The organism is Gluconacetobacter brunescens (genome assembly GCF_048695475.1).
In the GTDB taxonomy this organism is placed as follows: domain Bacteria; phylum Pseudomonadota; class Alphaproteobacteria; order Acetobacterales; family Acetobacteraceae; genus Gluconacetobacter.
In genome coordinates, this window is record NZ_JBLHEN010000001.1 from 474752 (window position 1) to 495469 (window position 20718).

Annotated in this window: 19 protein-coding genes; 12 read left to right on the forward strand and 7 right to left on the reverse strand. The window is 66.3% G+C overall.

All coding sequences use genetic code 11. The features are described from left to right. Positions 1–14 precede the first annotated feature (14 nt). The gene (locus ACMAUO_RS02050) at positions 15–296 is read left to right on the forward strand and encodes a hypothetical protein (protein WP_420355334.1); all 282 of its coding nucleotides are present in this window, start codon (positions 15–17) and stop codon (positions 294–296) included. Positions 297–328: 32 nt separating this feature from the next. On the opposite strand, the gene ACMAUO_RS02055 is transcribed toward ACMAUO_RS02050, so the two are convergent. Continuing rightward, positions 329–748 carry a YraN family protein gene (locus ACMAUO_RS02055; protein WP_420355335.1) on the reverse strand — a complete coding sequence of 140 codons (420 nt, stop codon included), beginning with the start codon at positions 746–748 and terminating at the stop codon, positions 329–331. Positions 749–845: 97 nt separating this feature from the next. Between ACMAUO_RS02055 and cls the strand changes: the two genes are divergently transcribed. After that, complete coding sequence (gene cls, locus ACMAUO_RS02060; protein ID WP_420355336.1) at positions 846–2264, forward strand: cardiolipin synthase; 1419 nt, start codon at positions 846–848, stop codon at positions 2262–2264. Here cls and ACMAUO_RS02065 read toward each other — a convergent pair. Together ACMAUO_RS02065 and ACMAUO_RS02070 are read right to left on the reverse strand one after the other, a co-directional pair. Further along, positions 2255–2890, reverse strand: coding sequence for an endonuclease/exonuclease/phosphatase family protein (locus ACMAUO_RS02065; RefSeq protein ID WP_245949069.1), 636 nt, complete (start codon positions 2888–2890; stop codon positions 2255–2257). The two genes, cls and ACMAUO_RS02065, sit on opposite strands and share 10 nt — an antisense overlap. A gap of 62 nt (positions 2891–2952) precedes the next feature. Continuing rightward, positions 2953–4023, reverse strand: a complete 1071-nt coding sequence (locus ACMAUO_RS02070; RefSeq protein ID WP_420355337.1) for an AI-2E family transporter — start codon at positions 4021–4023, stop codon at positions 2953–2955. Positions 4024–4242: 219 nt separating this feature from the next. Between ACMAUO_RS02070 and ACMAUO_RS02075 the strand changes: the two genes are divergently transcribed. From ACMAUO_RS02075 to ACMAUO_RS02100, 6 genes are all read left to right on the forward strand, one after another. Next, the gene (locus ACMAUO_RS02075) at positions 4243–5115 is read left to right on the forward strand and encodes a sulfurtransferase (protein WP_420355338.1); all 873 of its coding nucleotides are present in this window, start codon (positions 4243–4245) and stop codon (positions 5113–5115) included. 47 nt (positions 5116–5162) lie between these two features. Continuing rightward, complete coding sequence (metC, locus tag ACMAUO_RS02080; protein WP_420357175.1) at positions 5163–6353, forward strand: cystathionine beta-lyase; 1191 nt, start codon at positions 5163–5165, stop codon at positions 6351–6353. A gap of 130 nt (positions 6354–6483) precedes the next feature. Continuing rightward, entirely contained in the window at positions 6484–7269 is a 786-nt protein-coding gene (surE, locus tag ACMAUO_RS02085) for a 5'/3'-nucleotidase SurE (RefSeq protein WP_420355339.1), read from the forward strand. A 208-nt stretch (positions 7270–7477) separates the two neighbouring features. Next, positions 7478–7813 (forward strand): PadR family transcriptional regulator, encoded by a 336-nt coding sequence (locus ACMAUO_RS02090; protein WP_114728394.1) that lies wholly within the window; start codon positions 7478–7480, stop codon positions 7811–7813. Continuing rightward, the gene (locus ACMAUO_RS02095; RefSeq protein WP_420355340.1) at positions 7810–8394 is read left to right on the forward strand and encodes a DUF1700 domain-containing protein; all 585 of its coding nucleotides are present in this window, start codon (positions 7810–7812) and stop codon (positions 8392–8394) included. Before ACMAUO_RS02090 ends, ACMAUO_RS02095 begins: the two co-directional genes overlap by 4 nt. Before the next feature lie 42 nt (positions 8395–8436). After that, on the forward strand, positions 8437–9213 hold the full coding sequence (locus ACMAUO_RS02100; protein ID WP_420355341.1) for a GIN domain-containing protein: 777 nt from the start codon (positions 8437–8439) through the stop codon (positions 9211–9213). Between the two features lie 62 nt (positions 9214–9275). Here the strand turns inward: ACMAUO_RS02100 and ACMAUO_RS02105 are convergent, their stop codons facing one another. Beyond that, positions 9276–10535: an outer membrane beta-barrel protein gene (locus ACMAUO_RS02105; protein ID WP_420355342.1), complete on the reverse strand. Its 1260-nt coding sequence runs from the start codon at positions 10533–10535 to the stop codon at positions 9276–9278. A gap of 198 nt (positions 10536–10733) precedes the next feature. Further along, on the reverse strand, positions 10734–12002 hold the full coding sequence (locus ACMAUO_RS02110) for a cation:proton antiporter (protein ID WP_420355343.1): 1269 nt from the start codon (positions 12000–12002) through the stop codon (positions 10734–10736). A gap of 144 nt (positions 12003–12146) precedes the next feature. On the opposite strand from ACMAUO_RS02110, the gene ACMAUO_RS02115 reads away from it, so the two are divergent. Both ACMAUO_RS02115 and ACMAUO_RS02120 read left to right on the forward strand, forming a co-directional pair. Continuing rightward, positions 12147–12992, forward strand: a complete 846-nt coding sequence (locus ACMAUO_RS02115; RefSeq protein ID WP_420355344.1) for an aldo/keto reductase — start codon at positions 12147–12149, stop codon at positions 12990–12992. 80 nt (positions 12993–13072) lie between these two features. Next, positions 13073–14530, forward strand: coding sequence for an alpha/beta hydrolase family protein (locus ACMAUO_RS02120; protein ID WP_420355345.1), 1458 nt, complete (start codon positions 13073–13075; stop codon positions 14528–14530). On the opposite strand, the gene ACMAUO_RS02125 is transcribed toward ACMAUO_RS02120, so the two are convergent. Further along, entirely contained in the window at positions 14481–15335 is an 855-nt protein-coding gene (locus ACMAUO_RS02125; protein WP_420355346.1) for a phosphotransferase, read from the reverse strand. The two genes, ACMAUO_RS02120 and ACMAUO_RS02125, sit on opposite strands and share 50 nt — an antisense overlap. A 45-nt stretch (positions 15336–15380) precedes the next feature. After that, positions 15381–17162: a 2-oxoglutarate and iron-dependent oxygenase domain-containing protein gene (locus ACMAUO_RS02130; protein WP_420355347.1), complete on the reverse strand. Its 1782-nt coding sequence runs from the start codon at positions 17160–17162 to the stop codon at positions 15381–15383. A gap of 253 nt (positions 17163–17415) precedes the next feature. Here ACMAUO_RS02130 and sthA point away from each other — a divergent pair, with 253 nt between their 5' ends. Further along, positions 17416–18918, forward strand: coding sequence for a Si-specific NAD(P)(+) transhydrogenase (sthA, locus tag ACMAUO_RS02135; RefSeq protein WP_420355348.1), 1503 nt, complete (start codon positions 17416–17418; stop codon positions 18916–18918). Between the two features lie 218 nt (positions 18919–19136). Then, positions 19137–20642 (forward strand): YifB family Mg chelatase-like AAA ATPase, encoded by a 1506-nt coding sequence (locus ACMAUO_RS02140; RefSeq protein ID WP_420355349.1) that lies wholly within the window; start codon positions 19137–19139, stop codon positions 20640–20642. The last annotated feature ends 76 nt before the right edge of the window (positions 20643–20718 follow it).

A 20718-nucleotide genomic window follows, 5' to 3' on the forward strand; every position in this document is an offset into this window, starting at 1 on the left:
CACTCGGAGCCGGAATGTTCCTGCTGGTTGCTCCCCCTCATGCCGCACAGGCCCATGTGGTGACGAATGATGAAGCCGGGCGGCTGACGCTCGACGCTCTGACCGCGATCCCCGCGCCGGTCCGGCACGTCGCCTATCGCCACGATGCGCGCGCCGTTCATCTCGCCTCGATCAGCGACCGCCATTCGGCCCATGCGACCGTCCACTCGCGCGGTCTGGTTCATAATGCCGTCTATCATCCCCATGCCGCTGCCCCTGCGCGGCATACCGCCCACAAGGGACGCCAGCGTACCTGATTCGTGCCACCCGTCGCGGATGGGCGGGAAGCCTATGCTTCCGGCCTGAAGGCGTCGGCGATGTGGTGTACGGTTCCATCGGCGGTGACCAGCAGGACATCGAAGCGCATCTGTCCGCACACCCAGTCGGGGTGGGCGGCGCAGAGCGCCGCAGCCGTGTTCGCCAGACGGCGCATCTGATGCCGGGTCACGCTTTCCGCCGCCTCGACATAGGAGGGGCGGCATTTGACCTCGCAGAAAGCCAGCAGATCGTCCTGACGGGCGACAAGATCAATTTCACCCCAGCGGGTACGGGCCCGATGGCCCAGGATCGTCCACCCGCGCTGGCGCAGCCAGGCCATGGCCGCCTGTTCGGCTTGAAGGCCGCGTACGTGCGATGCGGCGCCACGGACCTGCCTTCGGGCACGCAGTCCGGCCGAGAGTTGATCCTTGCCCCATTCCGGCTGCACCATCAATCGCCCTGACCCTCTATCCGCGTCGGCTTGAACTGTGCGCCGCCACGCCCGATTCGACAATGCCGCCGCCCATCATCATGGATCGAACTGACGCATGCTGATCGTGTACTGGCAAACCGTTCTTCTGCTGGTGTTTCTATCCCGGATTGCGGTTGCGGCCCTGGTGACGGTGCATGTGCTGCTGCACAAGAAGGATGTCGGCGCGGCAATCGGCTGGATCGGCATTTCCATCCTGATGCCGTTCACCGGCGGCACATTGTACGCGATGTTCGGCATCAATCGCGTCCATCGCCGGGCGCGCAAGCTGATCGGGCGGGCCTCCTGGCACAGCCGCACGCTTTCCTCGCGCTGGAAGCGCGCCGAGGAGGGCAGCTTCGCTCCGCTGGCGCACATGGTCGGCAAGCTGACCGGCCGGCCGCTGATGGGCGGCAACCATGTCGAGATGCTGCATAACGGCGACCAGGTCTATCCGCAGATGCTGGCGGCGATCGAGGGGGCCACCAGCAGCGTGCTGCTCTGTTCCTACATCTTTCGCGGCGATGCGGCCGGCGCGCGGTTCCTGGCCGCGCTGATCGGGGCCCATCGGCGCGGGATCGCGGTGCGGGTGCTGGTGGACGGGATCGGCAGTGGCTATTTCCGCTGCCCGGTCGCGGCCGCGCTGCGCCGGGCCGGGGTGCCGGTAGCTCGCTTCATGCATTCGATGCTGCCCTGGCGCATGCCCTTCATCAACATGCGCAACCACAAGAAGATCCTGGTGGTGGACGGGCATCTGGGCTTCATGGGCGGGCTGAATATCGGGGTGGAAAACCTGATGGCGACCCATCCCCGCCACCCCGTGGCGGATACGCATTTCCGGCTGGAAGGCCCGATCGTCCATCAACTGACCGAAGCCTTCGCGCGGGACTGGTCCTTTGCCTGGGGGGAAGACCTGCCGCCTTCCTCGATCTTTCCCGAGGTGACGCGGAAGGGCGATACGCTGGCGCGGATCGTGACGGCCGGGCCGGATTCCGACCTGGAGAAGATCGAATACACCATGCTTCAGGCCATCACGCTGGCCCGGCAGTCGGTGCGGTTGATGACGCCCTATTTCCTGCCCAGCGAACGCTTCCTGAGCGAACTGGCGCTGGCGGCCCTGCGCGGGATCGAAGTCGATATCGTGGTGCCGCGACGCAGCAACCACACGCTGATCGACTGGGCCCGCTCGGCCAACCTGCCGCGCTTTCTCGATTCGGGCTGCCGCGTATGGCAGGCCCGGCCGCCCTTCAATCATTCCAAGCTGATGGTGGTGGACCGGCACTGGACCTGCGTCGGCAGTTCCAACCTCGACGTGCGCAGCCTGCGTCTGAATTTCGAAATCAACCTGGAAGCCTATGACGATTCCCTGGCGGCGCGGATCGACGATTTCATCGTCACACACAGGCATGACCGCCTGACCCATTACGATCTGGACCGCCGGACGCTGCCGGTCCGCCTGCGCGATGCGGCGGCCCGGCTGTTGCTGCCCTATCTGTGAGCCGAGCGTTCCAGCCGCACCGCGATGGGCCGGTGGTCCGAGGCATAATGGTTCAGCACCCGCGCCTGGGTGCAGATCAGACCCCGCACCAGGCACCGGTCGATGCGGATCGGCACCATGTCGACCATCCGGTGAGTGGGCGCGCGCGGCCCGACATCGCGGAAGCTCGGCATCAGGGTCGGGCCGACCAGGTTGAAATCCCCCAGCACGGCAGCGTGTGACGGCAGGATCTGGACCAGCCGGCGCAACTGGCGGCGGTTCATGATCTGGCCATGCGACAGATGGACATTGGCCACCGAGAAACCGAAGGCCGCGCACTCGATCACCTGCGCCACCCGGCGCACCAGCGGGCCGGAGGGCAGGGTGCAGGCCAGCGGCGGCCGCCGGAACGGGCCGGGGCTCCAGCATGCGACGCCGTGAATGCGCCCGGGCAGAGGCGCGCGGGCGTAATAGCCGCCGATCAGATGGGGCAGGGCGTCGAAATCCTCGGTCGCTTCCTGCATCAGCAGCAGGTCCGGCCGTTCCTCCTCGATCAGGTGGATCACGTCACGCGGGGTGGCGCCGACGCGGCGCAGCAGGTTCCAGCTGACGATCTTGCGTTCCGACCCGATGACCGGCGCCGGCATGTGAGCCGGGCGCGGGCGCTGCCCCGGACGCGGGGGCAGCAGCGGGGAGGGGTGCGTGATGCTCATGGTTCGATGAAGGTCTCCTCTATCCGGGCGGCTTCTCTCGCCCGGCCCGGCACGTTGGCAGCGAATTCGGCCGTCAGCGTATAGCCGACGCCCAGCAGCACCGGGCCCAGGAAGATCCCCAGCGCGCCGAAGGTCCAGACCCCGCCCAATACGCCCAGGACCGTCAGCAGGTAAGGCAGTTGCGCGCCGCGCGAGATGAACATCGGTCGGATGACATGATCGGCCCCGGAAATGATGAAGGTGCCGAAGGCCACCAGGCAGATCCCGCGCCAGAGATGATGCGTCAGCATCAGCACCAGCGCCCCCGGAATCCAGATCAGCGGCGCGCCGACCGGCAGCACCGCGACCCCGGCGGTGATCATGCCGAACAGGACCGGTTGCGGCAGGCCGGTCATGGCGAAGCCCAGCCCCGTCAGCACGCCCTGGATGATCGCGGTGCCCAGGATACCATAGACCGTGCCGCGGATGGTCCGGCCGATGATGCCGATGATCCGGTCGGCATAGGCGCCGGCGATGCGTCGGATGACGGCGGTGAACGTCCCGCCCAGCGCGTCCCCGCCCAGCCAGAAGAAGAAGGCGATGAACAGGGCCATGCCCAGATGGACCAGGCCGCTGGCCACCAGCATCAGGCCGCTGAGAATGGATTGCGCGATACTGCCGGCATAGGGCAGCAGCATATGTTCGGCATGGCCCAGATCGGTGGCCCACTGGGTCCATTTGTTCGTCAGGTCCGGGCCGATCAGGGGGATGCGCGACAGCCATGCGGGCGGGGGCAGGTGGATCGACGTCAGCGCGGCGGTCAGGCGCTCGAACGTGCCGGGAAGGTCGGTAATGCTGGAACTGACCACGATCACCAGCGGCACGGCGACGATCAGCGTGGTCAGCACCGTCATGATGATGGCGCCGACCGCCGGCCCGGTGTTCCGGCGGATGCGCACATAGATCGGCCATGTCGCGAAGGTCAGGATCGCCGCCCACAGCAGCGCCGACATGAAGGGATAGAGGATGGCGCCGCACCCGAAGGCCACCCCGCCCAGCAACAATCCCATCATGATGCGCTCGGTCATTCATTCCCGCCATGGCTTGCGACGCCGGAGCGCATCCGGCCCGTTCCGATGATGTGGCACCGCATCGGGATGGTAAAGGGCACGCACTGCATGGCGGGCCGCCGAGCCACCGATGGTTGATCGGGACCGAGCCACTCAGCTAAGGACGATCCGTGCTTCGGCTGCCCCGTCGCTCCGTCTGGGCCCGGACAGCATGGAACCGTGATGGGGCCCTTATCGATGCATGCGTCCATTCATCCCCTGATCTCGCCCGCGCGGCTGCGGGATATCCTCTCGGCGCCGGACCTCGTGCTGCTCGATGCCACGATGGCCCTGCCGGGTGAGACGTTCGATCCGGCGCGGCGTTTCGTCGAAGCCCGCCTACCGGGGGCCCGCCGCTTCGACATCGAGCAGTTTTCCGACCCAGGCTCCCCTCTGCCGCACATGATCCCGACCCAGGCGCGTTTTGCGACGCTGGCGGGGGCGCTGGGCGTGTCGGACGCAGCCCATGTGGTCTTCTACGATCAGGGCAACGCGGCATCGGCGGCGCGGGGATGGTGGCTGGCCCGCCTGTTCGGGCTGGAGCGTGTGCAGGTGCTGGATGGCGGCCTGCCGGCCTGGCAACGTGCCGGCGGCCCGGTCGAGGAAGGCCCCGTACAGGCCGTGCAGGTTGGCGCCTTTCGCCCGGCGCCACGCTTCAGGCTGGTCGCGGGGTTGGGTGACATGCGCGACCATGTGCGGCATGGCGACCGGCTGATTCTCGATGCGCGAGCCCATGGGCGCTTCACGGGAGAGGTGGCGGAGCCCCGGCCGGGTGTGGTGTCGGGCCATATGCCGGGCGCGCGCAACCTGCCGTTCGGCATGCTTCTGGACGAAAATCGCGCCTTCCTGCCGCACGAAGCGTTGCAGGCGCGCTTTGCCGAGGCTGGCGTGACCGAGGATCGGCGGGTCATCACCAGTTGCGGCTCCGGCATGACGGCGGCGGTGCTGTCGCTGGGGCTGGCGATCTGCGGCCGCACGGGCGATGCGCTCTATGACGGCTCGTGGGCCGAATGGGGCTCGACGCCCGGCGCGCCGGTGGAAACCGGGCCGGGACGGGGCGCCGTTTCGTGACGGACCGCGACGCCCTGCATCAGGCCGTATCGCGCGGGTGGCGCGAGATGGGCACCCTTCTGGTTCACCTGGCCCGCGACCTGCCGCCCGATGCGCGCGGCACCCTGGTCAACCAGCCGCCCACGCGCGGCTCGACGGTGCTGTTCCCGACCGTCGCGGACATGAACCGCAACGGTACCAGGCGCTATGATCACGAACTGATCTATGGCGCCATGGGCACGCCGATCCAGCATGAGCTCGAAGCCGCGATCGCGGCGATCGAGGGTGCGCGGCATACCCAGATCGTGTCGTCGGGCCTTGCCGCCTGCACCACGCCGCTGCTGGCATTTCTGGGCAAGAACGGCCATTGCCTGATTCCGGACTCGGTCTATGGCCCGACAAGGCGCTTCGCCAATACGGTGCTGCGGCGCTTCGGGGTGGAGACAACCTATTACCCGCCCCTGACCGATGCCGAGGGGCTGCGGGCGATGATGCGGCCCAATACCCAGGTCGTGGTCGCCGAGAGCCCGGGCAGCCATACGTTCGAGGTCCAGGATGTCCGCATGATCGCCGATGTCGCGCACGAGCACGGCGCGCGGCTGATGCTGGACAATACCTGGGGCGTGGGCATCTTCCGCCCGTTCGATCATGGGGTCGATATCGCGGTGCAGGCGCTGACCAAATATCCGGCCGGCCATTCGGACAGCATCATCGGCGCGGTCTCGGTGGCGGACGAGCAGGATTGGCATGTGCTACGCGACACCTGCATCCAGCTTGGGCAGGTGGCCGGCCCCGACGATTGCTGGCTGACCCTGCGCGGCCTGCGCACCATGGGCGCCCGGCTGGAGCGCCAGTCGCGCAGCGCGATCGACGTGGCGCTGTGGCTGGCCGACCGGCCGGAAGTCGCGCGCGTGCTGCATCCGGCGCTGCCATCCTGCCCCGGGCATGAGCTCTGGCGGCGCGATTTCAGCGGTGCCTCGGCCTTGTTCGGCGTGGTGTTCCGGCCGGACTACAGCCAGGAGGCGATGGTCGCCATGATCGACTCCCTGACCCTGTTCGGGATCGGGGCGTCGTGGGGCGGCTATGAAAGCCTGGTCCTGCCCACGACCGGCGGCGTGGTGCGCACCTGCACGTCCGATGCGCCTGATTGCGGCCCGGCGTTCCGCCTGCATATCGGGCTGGAAAACCCCGAGGACCTGATCGCCGACCTGTCGGCGGGCCTGGAAGTGCTGACGGGCGCGGCCGCCTACGGCGACTGACCGGGCCGCGCCCCGTTTCCGTCCCGCCATTGCGGTGATAGGCAGGGCGGAGCGGCCGGGCGCTCCGGCCCGACAGGCAACAGACGCGCCATCGCCGCCACGCGCGACGGTCGCCGATCGGGAACGTGACATGGTGGATGGCGATTTTATCGCGCGGCGGATTCTTCTGACCAACGATGACGGCATCGACGCGCCGGGGCTGGCCACGCTGGTCGAGATCGCCGCGACCCTGGCCCCCGAAATCTGGGTGGTGGCGCCGGAACGCGACCAGAGCGGCACCTCCCACGCGCTCAGCCTGCATGATCCGCTACGGGTCGGCCAGCGGGGGGAGCGGCGCTATGGCGTCACGGGTACGCCGGGCGACTGCGTGGTGATGGGCGTGAGCCACCTGATGGCCGACCAGCCGCCGGACCTGATCCTGTCCGGCGTCAATCGCGGCGCCAACCTGGGAATGGAGACGGTATTTTCGGGAACGGTGGGCGCCGCAATGACCGGATTGCTGCTGGGTATCCCCTCGATCGCGCTGAGCCAGCTTTTCACCCGCGACCAGCCGGTACGCTGGGCGACGGCGCGGGCCCTGGCGCCGTCCGTCATCCGCGAGATGGTGCGGCTCGACTGGGCACGCGATGCCTGCCTGAACATCAACTTCCCGGATCGTCCGCCCGAGCAGGCGGGTGGGCCGGTGCTGACCAGCCAGGGAGCGGGCCTGCTGGGCGGCGCCTCGATCACGGCGCGCACCGATCCGCGCAACGGCGCCTATCACTGGCTGAGCCTGACCAGGTCATCCACGACCGATGACGAAGGAACCGAGACCGCGACCGTTCTGTCCGGAAAGGTCTCCGTTACGCCGCTGTGCTTCGAGCGCACCGATCAGCGCGTGCTGGAGCGGATGCGCGCCACGCAGACGCGACCCTGATCGAATGAATAATAATCTGTTTTAAAAACATATTATTAAAATATTCTTCTTACGTTTTAACGCAACAAACTCAGCCGGCTTGTCCGGCTTTTTTTGTGTCCAAATTCTCGATCGCCATAAAAAACTATTGCAAGGAACCGGCTAATGATGGCTACCTTGCATACACAGGTTCCGTGCGGTGCGGAGCCCATTCAAGGATCGAGGCGTCGTGGACAGCAATCTCGTCCAGTTCAAGAAGGGGGTGCTGGAACTCTGTGTTCTCGCACTCCTCGCGCGGTCGGACTCCTACGGCTACGACATCGCCAGCCGTCTGTCCGCCGCCATCGATATGGGTGAGGGAACGATCTACCCCCTGATGCGCCGGATGCAGAAGGACGGGCTGGTTTCCACTTACCTGGTCGAATCATCATCCGGCCCCCCGCGAAAATATTATCGCCTGACCGAAGGCGGCCGAAAAAACCTCAATGCCCAGAAAGCGGCCTGGACCGACTTTACGCGCGCCGTCGCCGCCATTCTGGAACTGGATCTGGAGAAGACATCATGAATGAGCGGGATTCGTTTCTCCGGAGGCTGAGGAGCGGCCTCTGGGGGCTGCCGCGACCGGCCATCGACGACATCATTGCCGACTACGAAGGGCATTTCGATGCCGGCCGCGCGGCCGGCCGCAGCGATGCCGATGTCGCCGCCTCGCTGGGCGACCCCGCGCGCCTGGCACGGGAACTGCGCGCCGAAGCCGGCCTGCGCCGGTGGGAGGACGAGCGCAGCCTGGCTGCCGCACTGGGCGTGATCGTGGGGATTATCGGGCTGGCGGCGCTGGACCTGTTCGTCGTCCTGCCGGTGCTGGTCAGCGTGGTGAGCACGCTGTTCGCCTTCCTGCTGGTCGGGCTCGTCACCGCACTGGGCGGGGGGCTGATGCTGCCGTTTGCATTCATCACCAATCTCCCCGGCTTTGCCGGCGACCGGTTGCAGGCCGGGCTGCTGAGCATGGGCGTCATGAGCGGCGGCGCCGCGCTGACGGCCGCCTGCATCCTGTTCACCATCGGGTTGGTCAATTTGCTGGTCCGCTACGGGCGGGCCCACTACCGGCTGATCGCAAGGGGCAGCAATGCCCCGCTGCGCGACTGACGGAACATTTCCAACTGCGCCGGTGCGCGCGAGGAGAAAGCCATGATTCGTGGACTTATATTGGTGGCGGTCGGCGGCGCGTTTCTGTCGATGACCTGCTTCGCCGTGGCGGCCGTGCGCGGCCCCATATCGTGGAATGTGTCGGGATGGGACCTGCTGGACGACGACGACGGCGGCACGCCAGCGGCGCCGGCGGTCTCGCGCAAGCTGGACTGGAAGGGCGGCGAGGCGCTGACCTTCGAACTTCCGGCCAGCATCGTCTATACGCAGGGACCGGCGGCCGGCATCACGGTTACCGGGGCCCGCGATCTCGTGGACCGGGTGAAACTGGATGGCGACGAACTCTCCATCGACCATGTTTCGCATCATCACTGGCACAACCGCCATCTCCAGATCGTGGTCACGGCCCCGGCCCTGAAGATGATAACCCTGCGCTCCGCCGGGTCGCTGACGCTGAACGACGTGGCGGTGGATCATCTGTCCCTGACGGTGGAGGGGGCAGGGAGCGTGACCGGGCACGGTAAGGCGGACATGGTGGTGCTGAAGGTCGCGGGCGCGGCGCAGGCCAATCTGTCGGACATGGTCGTGCGTGACGCGGATATCGGGATCTCGGGCGCCGGCCATGTCAGCATCGGGCCGAGCGGGCATGCTTCTGTCCGCCTTAGTGGCGTGGGCGCGGTGAACCTGACCCGCAAGCCGGCGTCGCTGACCAAAGAGGTCAGCGGAATCGGCTCCATCACGGTCGATGGCGGTGACCATGACGACCACGACGATGACACGCCGAAGGTGAAGGAAAGCGAGGGAGACGTTCAGCTCTGACGGAGCCGGAACGATGTCGGGGGAGGAGGGGGATTGTCCTTCTCCCCACCCTGTTGATCAGGTCAGAAGCCGAGCACGGCATCCCCGCCGAACGTGAACATGCCGGCATTCCGCAGGTCGTTGAACGGGGTCGTATTGCTCAGCGAGCGATCGAAACGGATTTCCGGCCGGATTTCGAACAGGCTGACACCATGGCCGAGCGACGGATGCCAGGTCAGGCCCAGCGTCAGCGCGCCGTAAGTCGTCGGCGGGGCGGATTGCGTATCGGCCGGCTGGCCGAGCGTGGAACGCATATAGGCGTTGTTGTCGAGGAAGCTGGTCACGACCAGCCCGGTATTGTCGCGATAGATCTCGCCCCGATAATTGAATGTCAGCGACGGCGTGACCTCATAACTCAGGAAACTGACGAAACTGTAGGTATCGGCCCGTATGCCGTCGTCATGCAGCGCGTTGAACTCGCCGGTCACCGACAGGCGGTTACTGATTTTATAGGTGACGTCCAGATCGTTCCAGAACCGCTGCGCGCTGTTGGCCCGGTTCCCCAACGCACGCACGGCGTTCTCCGGCCCCGCGCGGCCCAGATAGGTGAAGGACAGGCGCCCCCCCGCGAACCCGTTGCCCGAAAGCCCGAAATAACCGGCGGCAGCATTGTTGTTGTCGCCGCGACCGAACGAGACCTGGTTGCCGGTATCGACCCCGAACAGCACGTCGAACCGCTCGGTGGCATGCCATTGAAACATCGCGCCGACATGCTCGAACGGCGTGGAATATTCGGTGGTGTAGGCCAGCGTGTAGAAGGGGCGGGTGGCCGGGTCGAGCGTTTCCACTCCCATCGGCGAGCCCAGGATGCCGGCCTGCATGTCCAGCCCGTGGCGCGTCAGCCAGGGCAGATGCAGGTCCAGATGGGCCTCGGAGGGAATGAACTGGTAGCGCCCGCTCATCATCCGGTCGGTAATGCCCGCGATTTCGTAATAGCGGGCGTCGGCGCCGTACAGGGCCTTGATCCCGAAGCCTATTTGATAGGTGGACGCGCTGTGGTCCACCGCCCGTGCCACGGTCAGGGTGATCTGGTCGAGTTGCGCCTGATTGGCGTGGTCGCCCATGAATGCGCCGAAATTATTGCCGTTCGCCGGCCGGGCGGGGTTGGCGCTGATTCCGCCCTCGATCTGGCCATGCAGGGTGACATCGTGCCACCAGTCCTGGATCGTGTCGGCGCGGGCATCGGCCACGCCGCCGGGGAGGACGGCCACGCCGGAGAGGGCCAGCGCCAACCGCAGTCGGGCCCGGGAATGGCGGAAGATGCTCTGCATGGCCTTCGTCATGACCCCGTTCTCCGATGCGCAAACACACGCCCCCGCCGGATCAGGCTCTCGGCCCGACTAGGCATCCCGTTCATTCCGGAATAAAAATATACACTTTAAACAACAGGATAGAGTTCTGGGCACACGCTGTAGACGCCCGGTCCACGGGGGGCAACCCCGCGACGCGCGCGCCTGGGCCGTGTCGGCGGAATATTCCGCTCAGGCTTCGTCCGCGCCGGCCGCAACCGGGCGATACAGGCGCCCGACCAGGCGTTCCATCGTCAGCCCCTGTACGAGAATGGTAAACACCACGACACCGTAACAGACGGGCAGCAGCGTGTCGCGCAACGCACCGGCCGGCAGGCCCAATGCCAGCGAGACCGAAATCCCGCCCCGCAGGCCACCCCATGTCAGAACGACAAGCGCCCGCCAGCGATCGCGATTGCGCAGATAGACCGGCAGCGTCGCGCACAGCACGCTCAGCCCGCGCGCCGCGATCGACAGCGGAATGACGGCCAGCGTCGCGAGCAGCGCCGAAAGACGCGGCGTGATCTCCAGGATCTCGAAACCGATCAGCAGGAAGAGCAGGGCGTTCAGCACCTCGTCGACCATCGACCAGAATGCCAGGAGTTCGGTGCGCGCGTGGTCCTGTATCGCGGCATGGCCATGGCGTGTGCCCAGGCTCATGCCGGCCACGACCACGGCGATCGGTCCGGACATATGGAGGGCATTGGCCAACGCGAACGTGCCGGAGGCCAGGGAGAGTGTCGCCAGAAGGGCGATATGCGCGTCATCCACCCCCCGGACGAGGCGCAGCGCGACCCAGCCCGTCAGCGCGCCCAGCAGACCGCCGCCGACGGCCTGAAGCAGGAAACTGGTCGCGATATCGGCCCCCGAGACCGACGCGACCTCACCGGTCGCCAGCCCGATCGTGACGCCGAAAATCACGACCCCGACGCCGTCGTTGAACAGGCTTTCCCCCGCGAAGATCGCCTGCAACGGCGCCGGCAGCCCCAGCCGCCGCAGCATGCCGACCACCGATACCGGATCGGTCGGCGCCAGGATCGCCCCCAGCACCACGCACCATACGAACGGCACCGGCACCCCGACCAGCGGAAAGACGCACCAGGCGGACACGGCGAGCAATCCGACCGCGAAGATCGTGCCCAGCACCGCCAGCGCGGCGACGGAGACGATGCGCGAGAGCATGTGGTGCAGATCGACCTGCATCGCGCCCGCGAACAGCAGCAGCGACAGCGCGCCGTCCAGCAGGGTCCGGGGCAGGTCGATCGCCCCCAGCAGCGAGCGGGGGATCAGATGCAGGTCGTGGGACGGAAACAGCGGGTCCAGCGCCATGATCACCAGCGACACGGCCAGCGAGATCACCAGCACCCCGATCGTCATCGGCAGGCGCAGCGTCCGGTGGTTGACAATACCGAACAGGGTGGACAGCGTCGTGAGGATGGCGAAAAGACCGAGGGCGTTCATGACGCATGCCTTCAGGGTGACCATGCCTCTGTCAAGATGCGCGAGGCCCCGCTCAAGGGGGAACGGCGTTTCCGTTCACCCGTTAGCAACGGAAGGCCCCCGTGGCGTCCGCCTTATGAACCGATACGCGCAAGGAGTTTCTGAATGAGCAAGATTGCTGTCCCCGAGCTGAAACTGAACGACGGCAGCTCCATTCCGGCCATCGGCTTCGGGACCTACAAGCTGAACGGTTCATCCGGCGTCGAGGGAATGGTCTCCGCCATTCGCAATGGCTACCGCCTGCTGGATTCCGCTTTCAATTACGAAAATGAAGGCGCGGTCGGCGCCGCGATCCGCAAGGCCGGCGTGCCGCGCCAGGACCTGATCGTCACCTCGAAACTGCCGGGCCGGCACCACCATTTCGACGAGGCCATCGCCACGGTCGAGGAATCGCTCTATCGCGCGCAGCTCGATTATTACGATCTCTATCTGATCCACTGGCCGAACCCCAGCAAGAATCTCTATTCCGAAGCCTGGAGCGCGTTGGTCGAGGCACGCAGGCGCGGGCTCGTGCGCTCGATCGGCGTCTGCAATTTCCTGCCGGAGCATCTCAAGCGGATCATCGCGGACAGCGGCGTGACCCCGGTCCTCAACCAGGTCGAACTGCACCCGTATTTTCCGCAGCATGAACAACTGGCCTTCGACAGGTCGCTCGGCATCGTGACCGAAGCCTGGAGCCCGCTCGGCCGCGCCAATCACCTGATGCAGGACCCGGTCATCCAGAAGGTCGCCGAGCGGGTCCAGCGGACGACGGCCCAGGTGATCCTGCGCTGGCACGTGCAACTCGGCGCCGTATCGTTGCCCAAGGCCGCCAGCCCCGCGCGGCAGGTCGAGAACCTTTCGGTGTTCGATTTCGAACTGAGCGCCGAAGACATGGCGGAAATCGCCACGCTGGCACGGCCCGATGGCCGGACGTTCGATCAGGACCCTGCACGTTACGAGGAGTTCTGATCCTCGGACACGGTTTGACGCGGTCTCCTGCCAACCGATAGGCTTTGACGCTGAAGAAAAGCAGGGGGAAGGCACCGACAATGCGGGGAGCAAAGGCGTGGTTGATCGCCGCCGGCTTGTTGCCATTCCTCCCCGCCATGGCATGGGCTGCCGGGCCGGAACCGACCCTTTCGGGCGACTGGGTGGGCGTATTGGCACCGCTGCCCGGCCATGGCATTCCGCTTGTCCTGCATGTCACCGGTTCGGCCGGGCATTGGGCAGCCACCCTGGATAGTCCGAGCCAGGGCGCGCTGGGCCTGCACGCGCAGGCCGTCACGCAGCAGGGAAGGGCAGTGGCGATCCGGCTCGCGGCTCCCCCGGCGGGCTATGACGCGACCCTTTCACAGAATGGCCAGACCCTGAGCGGAACGTGGTCGCAGGGGGCAGGTGCCTTGCCGCTGACGATGCGGCGCGGGCGGACGGCCACCGATCGAGCCGACCCACGCCCGCAAACGCCGCACCCGCCCTTTCCTTATCGGAGCGAGGACGTCGCCTACGACAATGACGCGGGCCATGCCCATCTGGCTGGCACCTTGACCCTGCCCGCCGGGGCCGGCCCGTTTCCGGCGGTGCTGCTGGTCACGGGGTCGGGCTTGCAGGACCGGGACGAGACTCTGTTCGGCCATAAGCCGTTCCTGCTCTGGGCGGATGGGCTGACAAGGCGGGGCATTGCGGTGCTGCGTGTCGATGACCGGCAGACCGGCGGATCGACGGGGGAGGTGGCCAGGGCGACCACGGCCGATTTCGCGGGAGATGCCGCGGCAGGGGTGGCCTTCCTGCGATCCCGCGCGGCTGTCGACCCGCACCGCATCGGGGTGATGGGCCATAGCGAGGGCGCGATCATCGCCGCACTGCTCGCGGCCCGTGACCCGGCGATCAGCTTTGTTGTCATGCTCGCAGGCTCCGGCGAACCGGGGGAGCAGCTTCTTCTCCAGCAGAAACGCCAGCTTGAACAGGCGACAGGCGTGCCCGACGCGGAAGTGGACCAGTCGGTGGCGACGATGCGGACACTCTATGACGCGGTCAGAACCACACGGGATCAGAAGGAAGCCGACGCCGCGTTACTGAAGGCATGGCAAGCGGTCACCACCGCGCAGGGGCATCCGTCCGACACCGTGCCGCCCGCGATCCGGGTTGTCGCATCACCGTGGTTTCGCTGGTTCCTGGCCTATGATCCCCGCACGGATCTGGAAAAGATACGCTGCCCGGTGCTGGCATTGGGGGGATCGAAAGACATTCAGGTGGAAGCGAACACCAATCTGGAGACCATCAGGACCGCCCTGCGGAACGATCACGACGCGACAGTGCGGGAGTTGCCGGGGCTGAACCACCTGTTTCAGACAGCCGATACGGGGCTGCCCGCCGAATATGGGACGATAAGGGAGACCATTGCCCCGATCGCCTTGCAAACAGTGGAAGACTGGATCGTCGCGCGTACTGGAATTCCGGCTACAGCGTCGGCAGACGCAGGGCCCGCTGCGCCCACGCAAGCGCGGTGACGAGCTGTCGCCGCTGCACCAGCCGTACCCGTGGCGCGTGCGGAATGACGGGCAGGCCGGCGCGCGCGGCGAAGTAGCCCGAAACCCATGCGGCGATCTCCGGCGCATCGGGCAATAGCGCCTCGGGAACAGGCCCGCCTTCGCTGGCAAGGCTCGGCAGCCAGAAGCCCAGATCGAGGCGCGGGTTGGACAGGCAGGCCTCCGACCAGTCGACCAGCTTCGCTCCGTCCGCCGGGAAGGCGAGATTGTCGCTACGAATATCATAATGGCAGGCCGCGGAACCCGACGTGACGCAACAGGCTTCCGCTGCCAGCAATTCAGGCAAGGCGCGGCACAGCCAGGCAGGCGAGGCAATGCCCAGCCTCAGGAACGGCTGCGGGTCGTGCTGGACGAGGGTCCATCCGGCCCCGGTGTCGCCATGGATGTCGCGGTAGGGACGCAGCGCCGCCGGGGAAGCGTGCAGACGCTCGACAAGACACAGGGCGCTCTCGATCGTCTTCGTATTCCATGGCGGGGTGACAAAGCAGCCGGACAGATCTTCCGTCACTAATATCGGGTGTGTCTCGTCGTCCTGGAAGCCGATGAGTGCCGGACGAAATGACACGTCCACCGTCTGATAGGCCAGGGCTTCCTTGCGCAATGCGGATGATGTCTCGCTATTGGTCGCGATCTTTACGAACGCGCTCTTGCCCGCAGCCTCGACCCGGTATCGCGCGGCCAGGGTATAGCCGCCGACGATGCGCGACAGAGCGTGCGGGGTCCAGTTCAGGATCGATGCGACACGTTCGGCAATCTGCGGGTCCATGATCGTTACACCGGTTGGCAGGCGTTTCCTGGATTCAGCCCGCCATCAGGAACGGTGGCCGTATGTCGCCTGCAATCGTTCTTGGAGATAATCATGGCCGGTGACGGGGGGATAGTGCGGCGTATCGCCCGCAAGGCTCACGATCGGCTCGACGACGGCGTCCGCGTCGGGATCGAGGAAGAAGGCGATGGCATATCGTTCCGCCGCCGGGCGCAGGACCCGATGCGGGGTGGAGACATAGACGTCGTTGCTCCAGCGCATCAGGCAGTCGCCAATATTGCAGATGAAGGTGCCCGGGATCAGCGGGGCATCCGTCCACTCGCCCCCACGCGGACGGACCTGCAGGCCCGAGACACCGTTGACGGCGAGGATGGTGACGTTGCCGTAATCGGTATGCGCCCCCGCACCCGGCGCATCGGTTGCGGTATCGGACGGCGCCGGGTAGCGCAGCAGCCGCAGGGTCGCCATCGGGTTCCTGAATTTATCGGCGAAGAAATCCTCCGCCACGCCGAGATCGCGCGCGAAGCCGCGATGCAGGGCGGCACCGAGGTCCAGGCAGGTTTCGAAATACCGCGTCATCAACGCCCGCCAGCCGGGCAGGTCCGGCCATGCATCCTGGCCGGGCTCGGCGGGACTGATATTGAAGGCCTCCTTGCGGTCGGGCAGCGCGGTCGTGTCGAGCCGTTCGACGCCCAGTCCGACATAGCCGCGATTGCGGCCCACCCGATGCATGGCAAGGCGATCCTTGGTTTCGATGGGCTGGCTGAAGAAGGCGCGGGACGCCGCGAACAGCGCGGCGACCGTCTCCAGCGCGACACCGTGGCCGGTGATGTAGAAGAAGCCGGTCTCGCGACAGGCCTTGCCAATGGCGGCCGCCGCGTCAGTGCGGCTGGCGTCGTCGCCGTTGCGCAGGGGGGCGATGTCGATGACGGGAATGAGCGGAGACATGGGGCGGGAACCTTTCATGGGCAAAGGGGCGGCAGACCCGGCGGGTGCATCGCTCTGGATGCGCACGCCGTCGCCATTTTCGAAGGAGCCGGGTTCACGGATGCCGCGCCGGCGCAGCAGCCGGGGGCTGAGGCCCACCAGCAGGCGCACCTCGCGGGAGAGGTGAAAGCCGGTGCCGTAGCCTGTCAGTTCCGCGATGTCGGCCAGCGTCATGTCCGTGTGCCGGATCAGCCGCGCCGCCGCCTGGGCCCGGACCTCGCGCAGATGGCGCATCGGCGTGGTGCCGAGATGGCGGCGGAACAGAGCGATAAGATGGGCAGGCGTGACGTTCGCGATCGCGGCGAGGCGGTTCAGGGCCGGTTTTTCGGCATAATGGCGGGCGATGTAGTCGCGCGCGGCCAGCAGCGGGGCAGGGAGATGACCTGCGATGTCCAATCCGGCCTCGATGCGCCACGCGGCGAGCAAGGCCTCGCCGAGCGCGTTGCGCAGGATGTCGGTGGCGGGCGAACTCAGCGTGCCGCAGGCCAGGCCCTCGCGAAACAGGGTCTTGAGCCGGACGGAGGCCTGCACCCGCTGGCCCAGTGAGTCGTTCGCGGCCTCGGGCGGCGGCGCGACCGATAACGGGGTCTCGCACCACAAGACGGTGCTGCGCGGCGCATAATGGGCGCAGCGGCCTGTCCTGTTGATGAAAAGACCGCATTCGCCGGCATGCAGCGTGCGCTCCTGGCGGTCGATGACGGTGCGCATCATACCGGCTTCCAGCAGCAGCAGGCAGGCATAGGGCCGTCCGGTCACACGGAATTCGCCGCCACGCGGATAGGCGGTCCGGCCGAACGAGAAGTTCCCGCCATAACCCAGAAGTGCCGGCCTGATGGACATTGACGGGCAAGACTCCCTTTCCACGCATCGCGCGGAAAAGGTAACGCGCATGAACCCGCGACAGAATGGCCGGTGTCGCCCGAAACATATCTGGAATGAGGGTCCGTCCGGCTGGAGCGGGCTTGAGGCCCATGCGCGCCGGATCGTCGGCGGGAGGATTTTGCAAACAGTTTCCGAGGCAACCCGGCAGGCGATGGCGGCGTCATGCTCCTGTCAGGTGCCCCGTTTGCGGGTCCGCTGGGGGCTGAGAAATATGACCGCTGCATATGATTACGATCTGATCGTCATCGGCTCCGGCCCGTCAGGGCGGCGAGCGGCCGTGCAGGCGTCGAAATTCGGCCGGTCGGTGCTGGTGATCGAACGGCAGCCCCAGGTCGGCGGCGTGTCGGTCCATACCGGGACCATTCCCTCCAAGACATTGCGCGAGACGATCCTGAACCTGACCGGCTGGCGGGAGCGCGGATTCTACGGCGTCAATTACCGCGTGAAGCAATCGATCGAGGCGCAGGATCTGAGCATGCGCCTGAACAAGACCATTCAGGGCGAGGTGGAAGTGCTGGAGCACCAGTTCGCCCGCAACGATATCGCCGTGACCCGGGGGGTGGCGCGCTTTCTCGATCGCCATACGCTGTCGATCGCCGAAGGGGAGGGGCTGGAGCAACGGGTGCGCGGGCGCGCCATCGTCATTGCCGTGGGTTCCGTGCCGCACCGGCCGGCCTACGTGCCGTTCGACGATGCCCGGATCATCGACAGTGACGGCATGACGCGCCTGACCTGCCTGCCACGGTCCCTGACCGTGATCGGCGGGGGCGTGATCGGCATCGAATACGCGACGATCTTCAGCGCGCTGGGCGCGCGCGTGACGATCGTCGATCAACGCGAGCATGTGCTGGAATTCATCGACCATGAAACGGTGGAGGAATTCGTGCATCAACTGCGTGATCGCGGCGTCAATTTCCGCCTGGGCAGCACGGTGGAGTCGATCGTGGTCGAGGCCGACCAGCCCGTGGCCATTCTCGAAGGCGGCCGGCGCGTGCGCGCGGACCTGCTGCTTTATACGGGCGGCCGGCAGGGTGCGACGGACACACTGGACCTGGAGGCCGCCGGGCTGAAGGCGGATTCGCGCGGGCGGCTGACGGTGGACCCGATCACGTTCCAGACCGAAATCCCGAACATCTACGCCGCTGGCGACGTCATCGGCTTCCCCGCGCTGGCGTCCACCTCCATGGAGCAGGGACGCATCGCCGCCTGCCATGCCTGCGGCCAGCCCGTGCCGCCCGCGCCGAAATTCTTCCCCTACGGGATCTATGCGGTGCCTGAAATCTCCACCGTCGGCCTGTCGGAGGAGGAGGTCCGGGCACGGAAGATCCCCTACGAAACCGGGATCGCCCGCTTCCGCGAGACGTCACGCGGCGTGATCATGGGCAAGACGGAAGGATTCCTGAAGCTCGTCGTCGGGCTGGAAGGGCACCGCCTTCTGGGCGTGCATATCGTGGGGGAAGGGGCGACCGAACTGATCCACATCGGTCAGGCGGTCCTGAATTTCGATGGCAGCGTCGAATATTTCATCGAAGCGACCTTCAACTACCCGACCTTTGCCGAGGCATACAAGATTGCGGCGCTGGATGTGTGGAACCGCATTACGCCGCGTGATGCCGTGGAGGGCATCTTGCCGGCGGTCTCTCCGCCGGAATCGGCACCACGGCGCGCGACACGCCGGCCGGGCGGCAACGGAAGCCAAAAAAAGACGTCCTGATCGTGAGGCTGGACGCGGTTGGCCACAACCGGAGCGCGATAGCGACACAGCTCTCGTGGGCGGGCATTTTCCCTCAGTCTGCGCTGACGGCCAAAAGTCGTATAATATATATTATGCCAACTCATATGTGCGCCACGATGGAAGCACCCATGGGGTTTCGCAGGCGGCTTTCTGGGCTACAACATGATGATACAGGATTTTCCGGCGATCGGGGCTGCATGACCAATTCTTCCGTGCTGGGTTTCGCCCTGTCGGGTATCGACGCCATTCCCGTCCGGGTCGAGGTGCAGCTTGCGTCGGGCCTGCCATCGTTCCTGATCGTCGGCCTGGCCGACAAGGCCGTGGCCGAAGCGCGCGAGCGTGTGCGCGCCGCATTGGCGGCCATGGGTCTGGCGCTGCCGGCCAAGCGGATCGTGATCAATCTGGCGCCGGCCAACATCGTCAAGGAAGGATCGCATTTCGACCTGCCGATCGCGCTGGCCCTGCTGACGGCGATGGCCGTCGTCCCGCCCGAGGAAAGCGGACGCTATGGCGCGATCGGCGAATTGTCGCTGGATGGGCGGATCAATCCGGTCCCTGGCGTGCTGCCCGCCGCCCTGAGCGCGATCGACCAGTCGCGCGGCCTGATCTGTGGCGCGCAGCAAGGCGCCGAAGCGCGCTGGGCTGGCGACGATCTGGACATCGTCGCGGCGGACTGCCTGCTGGCACTGGTCAACCATCTGACCGGCGAACAGGTTCTGCCGTCGGTCGAACTGCCGGCGCGCCTGCCGTTCGATCTCGCAGGCGGGCCCGATCTGGCGGATGTGCGCGGCATGGAAACGGCGCGTCGGGCACTGGAAATCGCGGCGGCCGGCGCGCACTCCCTGTTGATGACCGGCCCGCCCGGTGCCGGCAAATCCATGCTGGCGGCACGCCTGCCCTCCCTGCTGCCCGACCTCAGCAGCGCCGAGATTCTGGAGATCAGCCGGATTCACAGTATCTCCGGCCAGTTGCCCATGGGGTTGCCCATCTTCCGGCCACCCTTCCGCGATCCGCATCATTCGACCAGCCAGGTTGCCCTGGTGGGTGGTGGCAGCCGGATACGGCCCGGCGAAGTCAGCCTGGCCCATCGTGGCGTGTTGTTTCTCGACGAACTGCCGGAATTTTCGCGTCCGGCGCTGGAGGCGCTGCGCCAGCCGATCGAGACCGGGACCATTACGGTGGCGCGGGCGTCGGGGCATGTCACCTACCCTGCCCGCTTTCAACTGGTCGCGGCCATGAATCCCTGCCGCTGCGGCTATCTGGGCGATGCGACGCAGGAATGCCGCAAGGCGCCGCGCTGTGGCGAGGATTATACATCCCGCATTTCCGGCCCGATGCTGGACCGGATGGACATGAGCGTGCATGTCGAACCGGTCTCGCCCGCCGAACTGGCGGGCCTGTCCACGGGCGAAAGCAGCGCCGTGGTGGCGCGGCGCGTCGCTGCCGCGCGCGCGATCCAGGCCGCGCGCCAGGACGGACTGACCAATGCCGAGACCTCGCCAGACCTGTTCCCTATCAACGCCACCGCCCGCGATTATGCCGTGCGGGCCGCTGACCGGCTGCGCCTGTCGGCGCGCGGTTTCACCAGGTTGCTGCGCGTAGCCCGCACCATCGCCGATCTGGCTGGAGAAACGGAAACGACCCAGCCCCATGTCGCCGAAGCCCTGACCTATCGGCTGCGCCGCCCCGACCGGCGGTCGTGATCTCAGTTTCATCGGAATACATATAAATACTTATATTAGTTTATTTATTTATTTATAATAATTGAATTATTTTCAA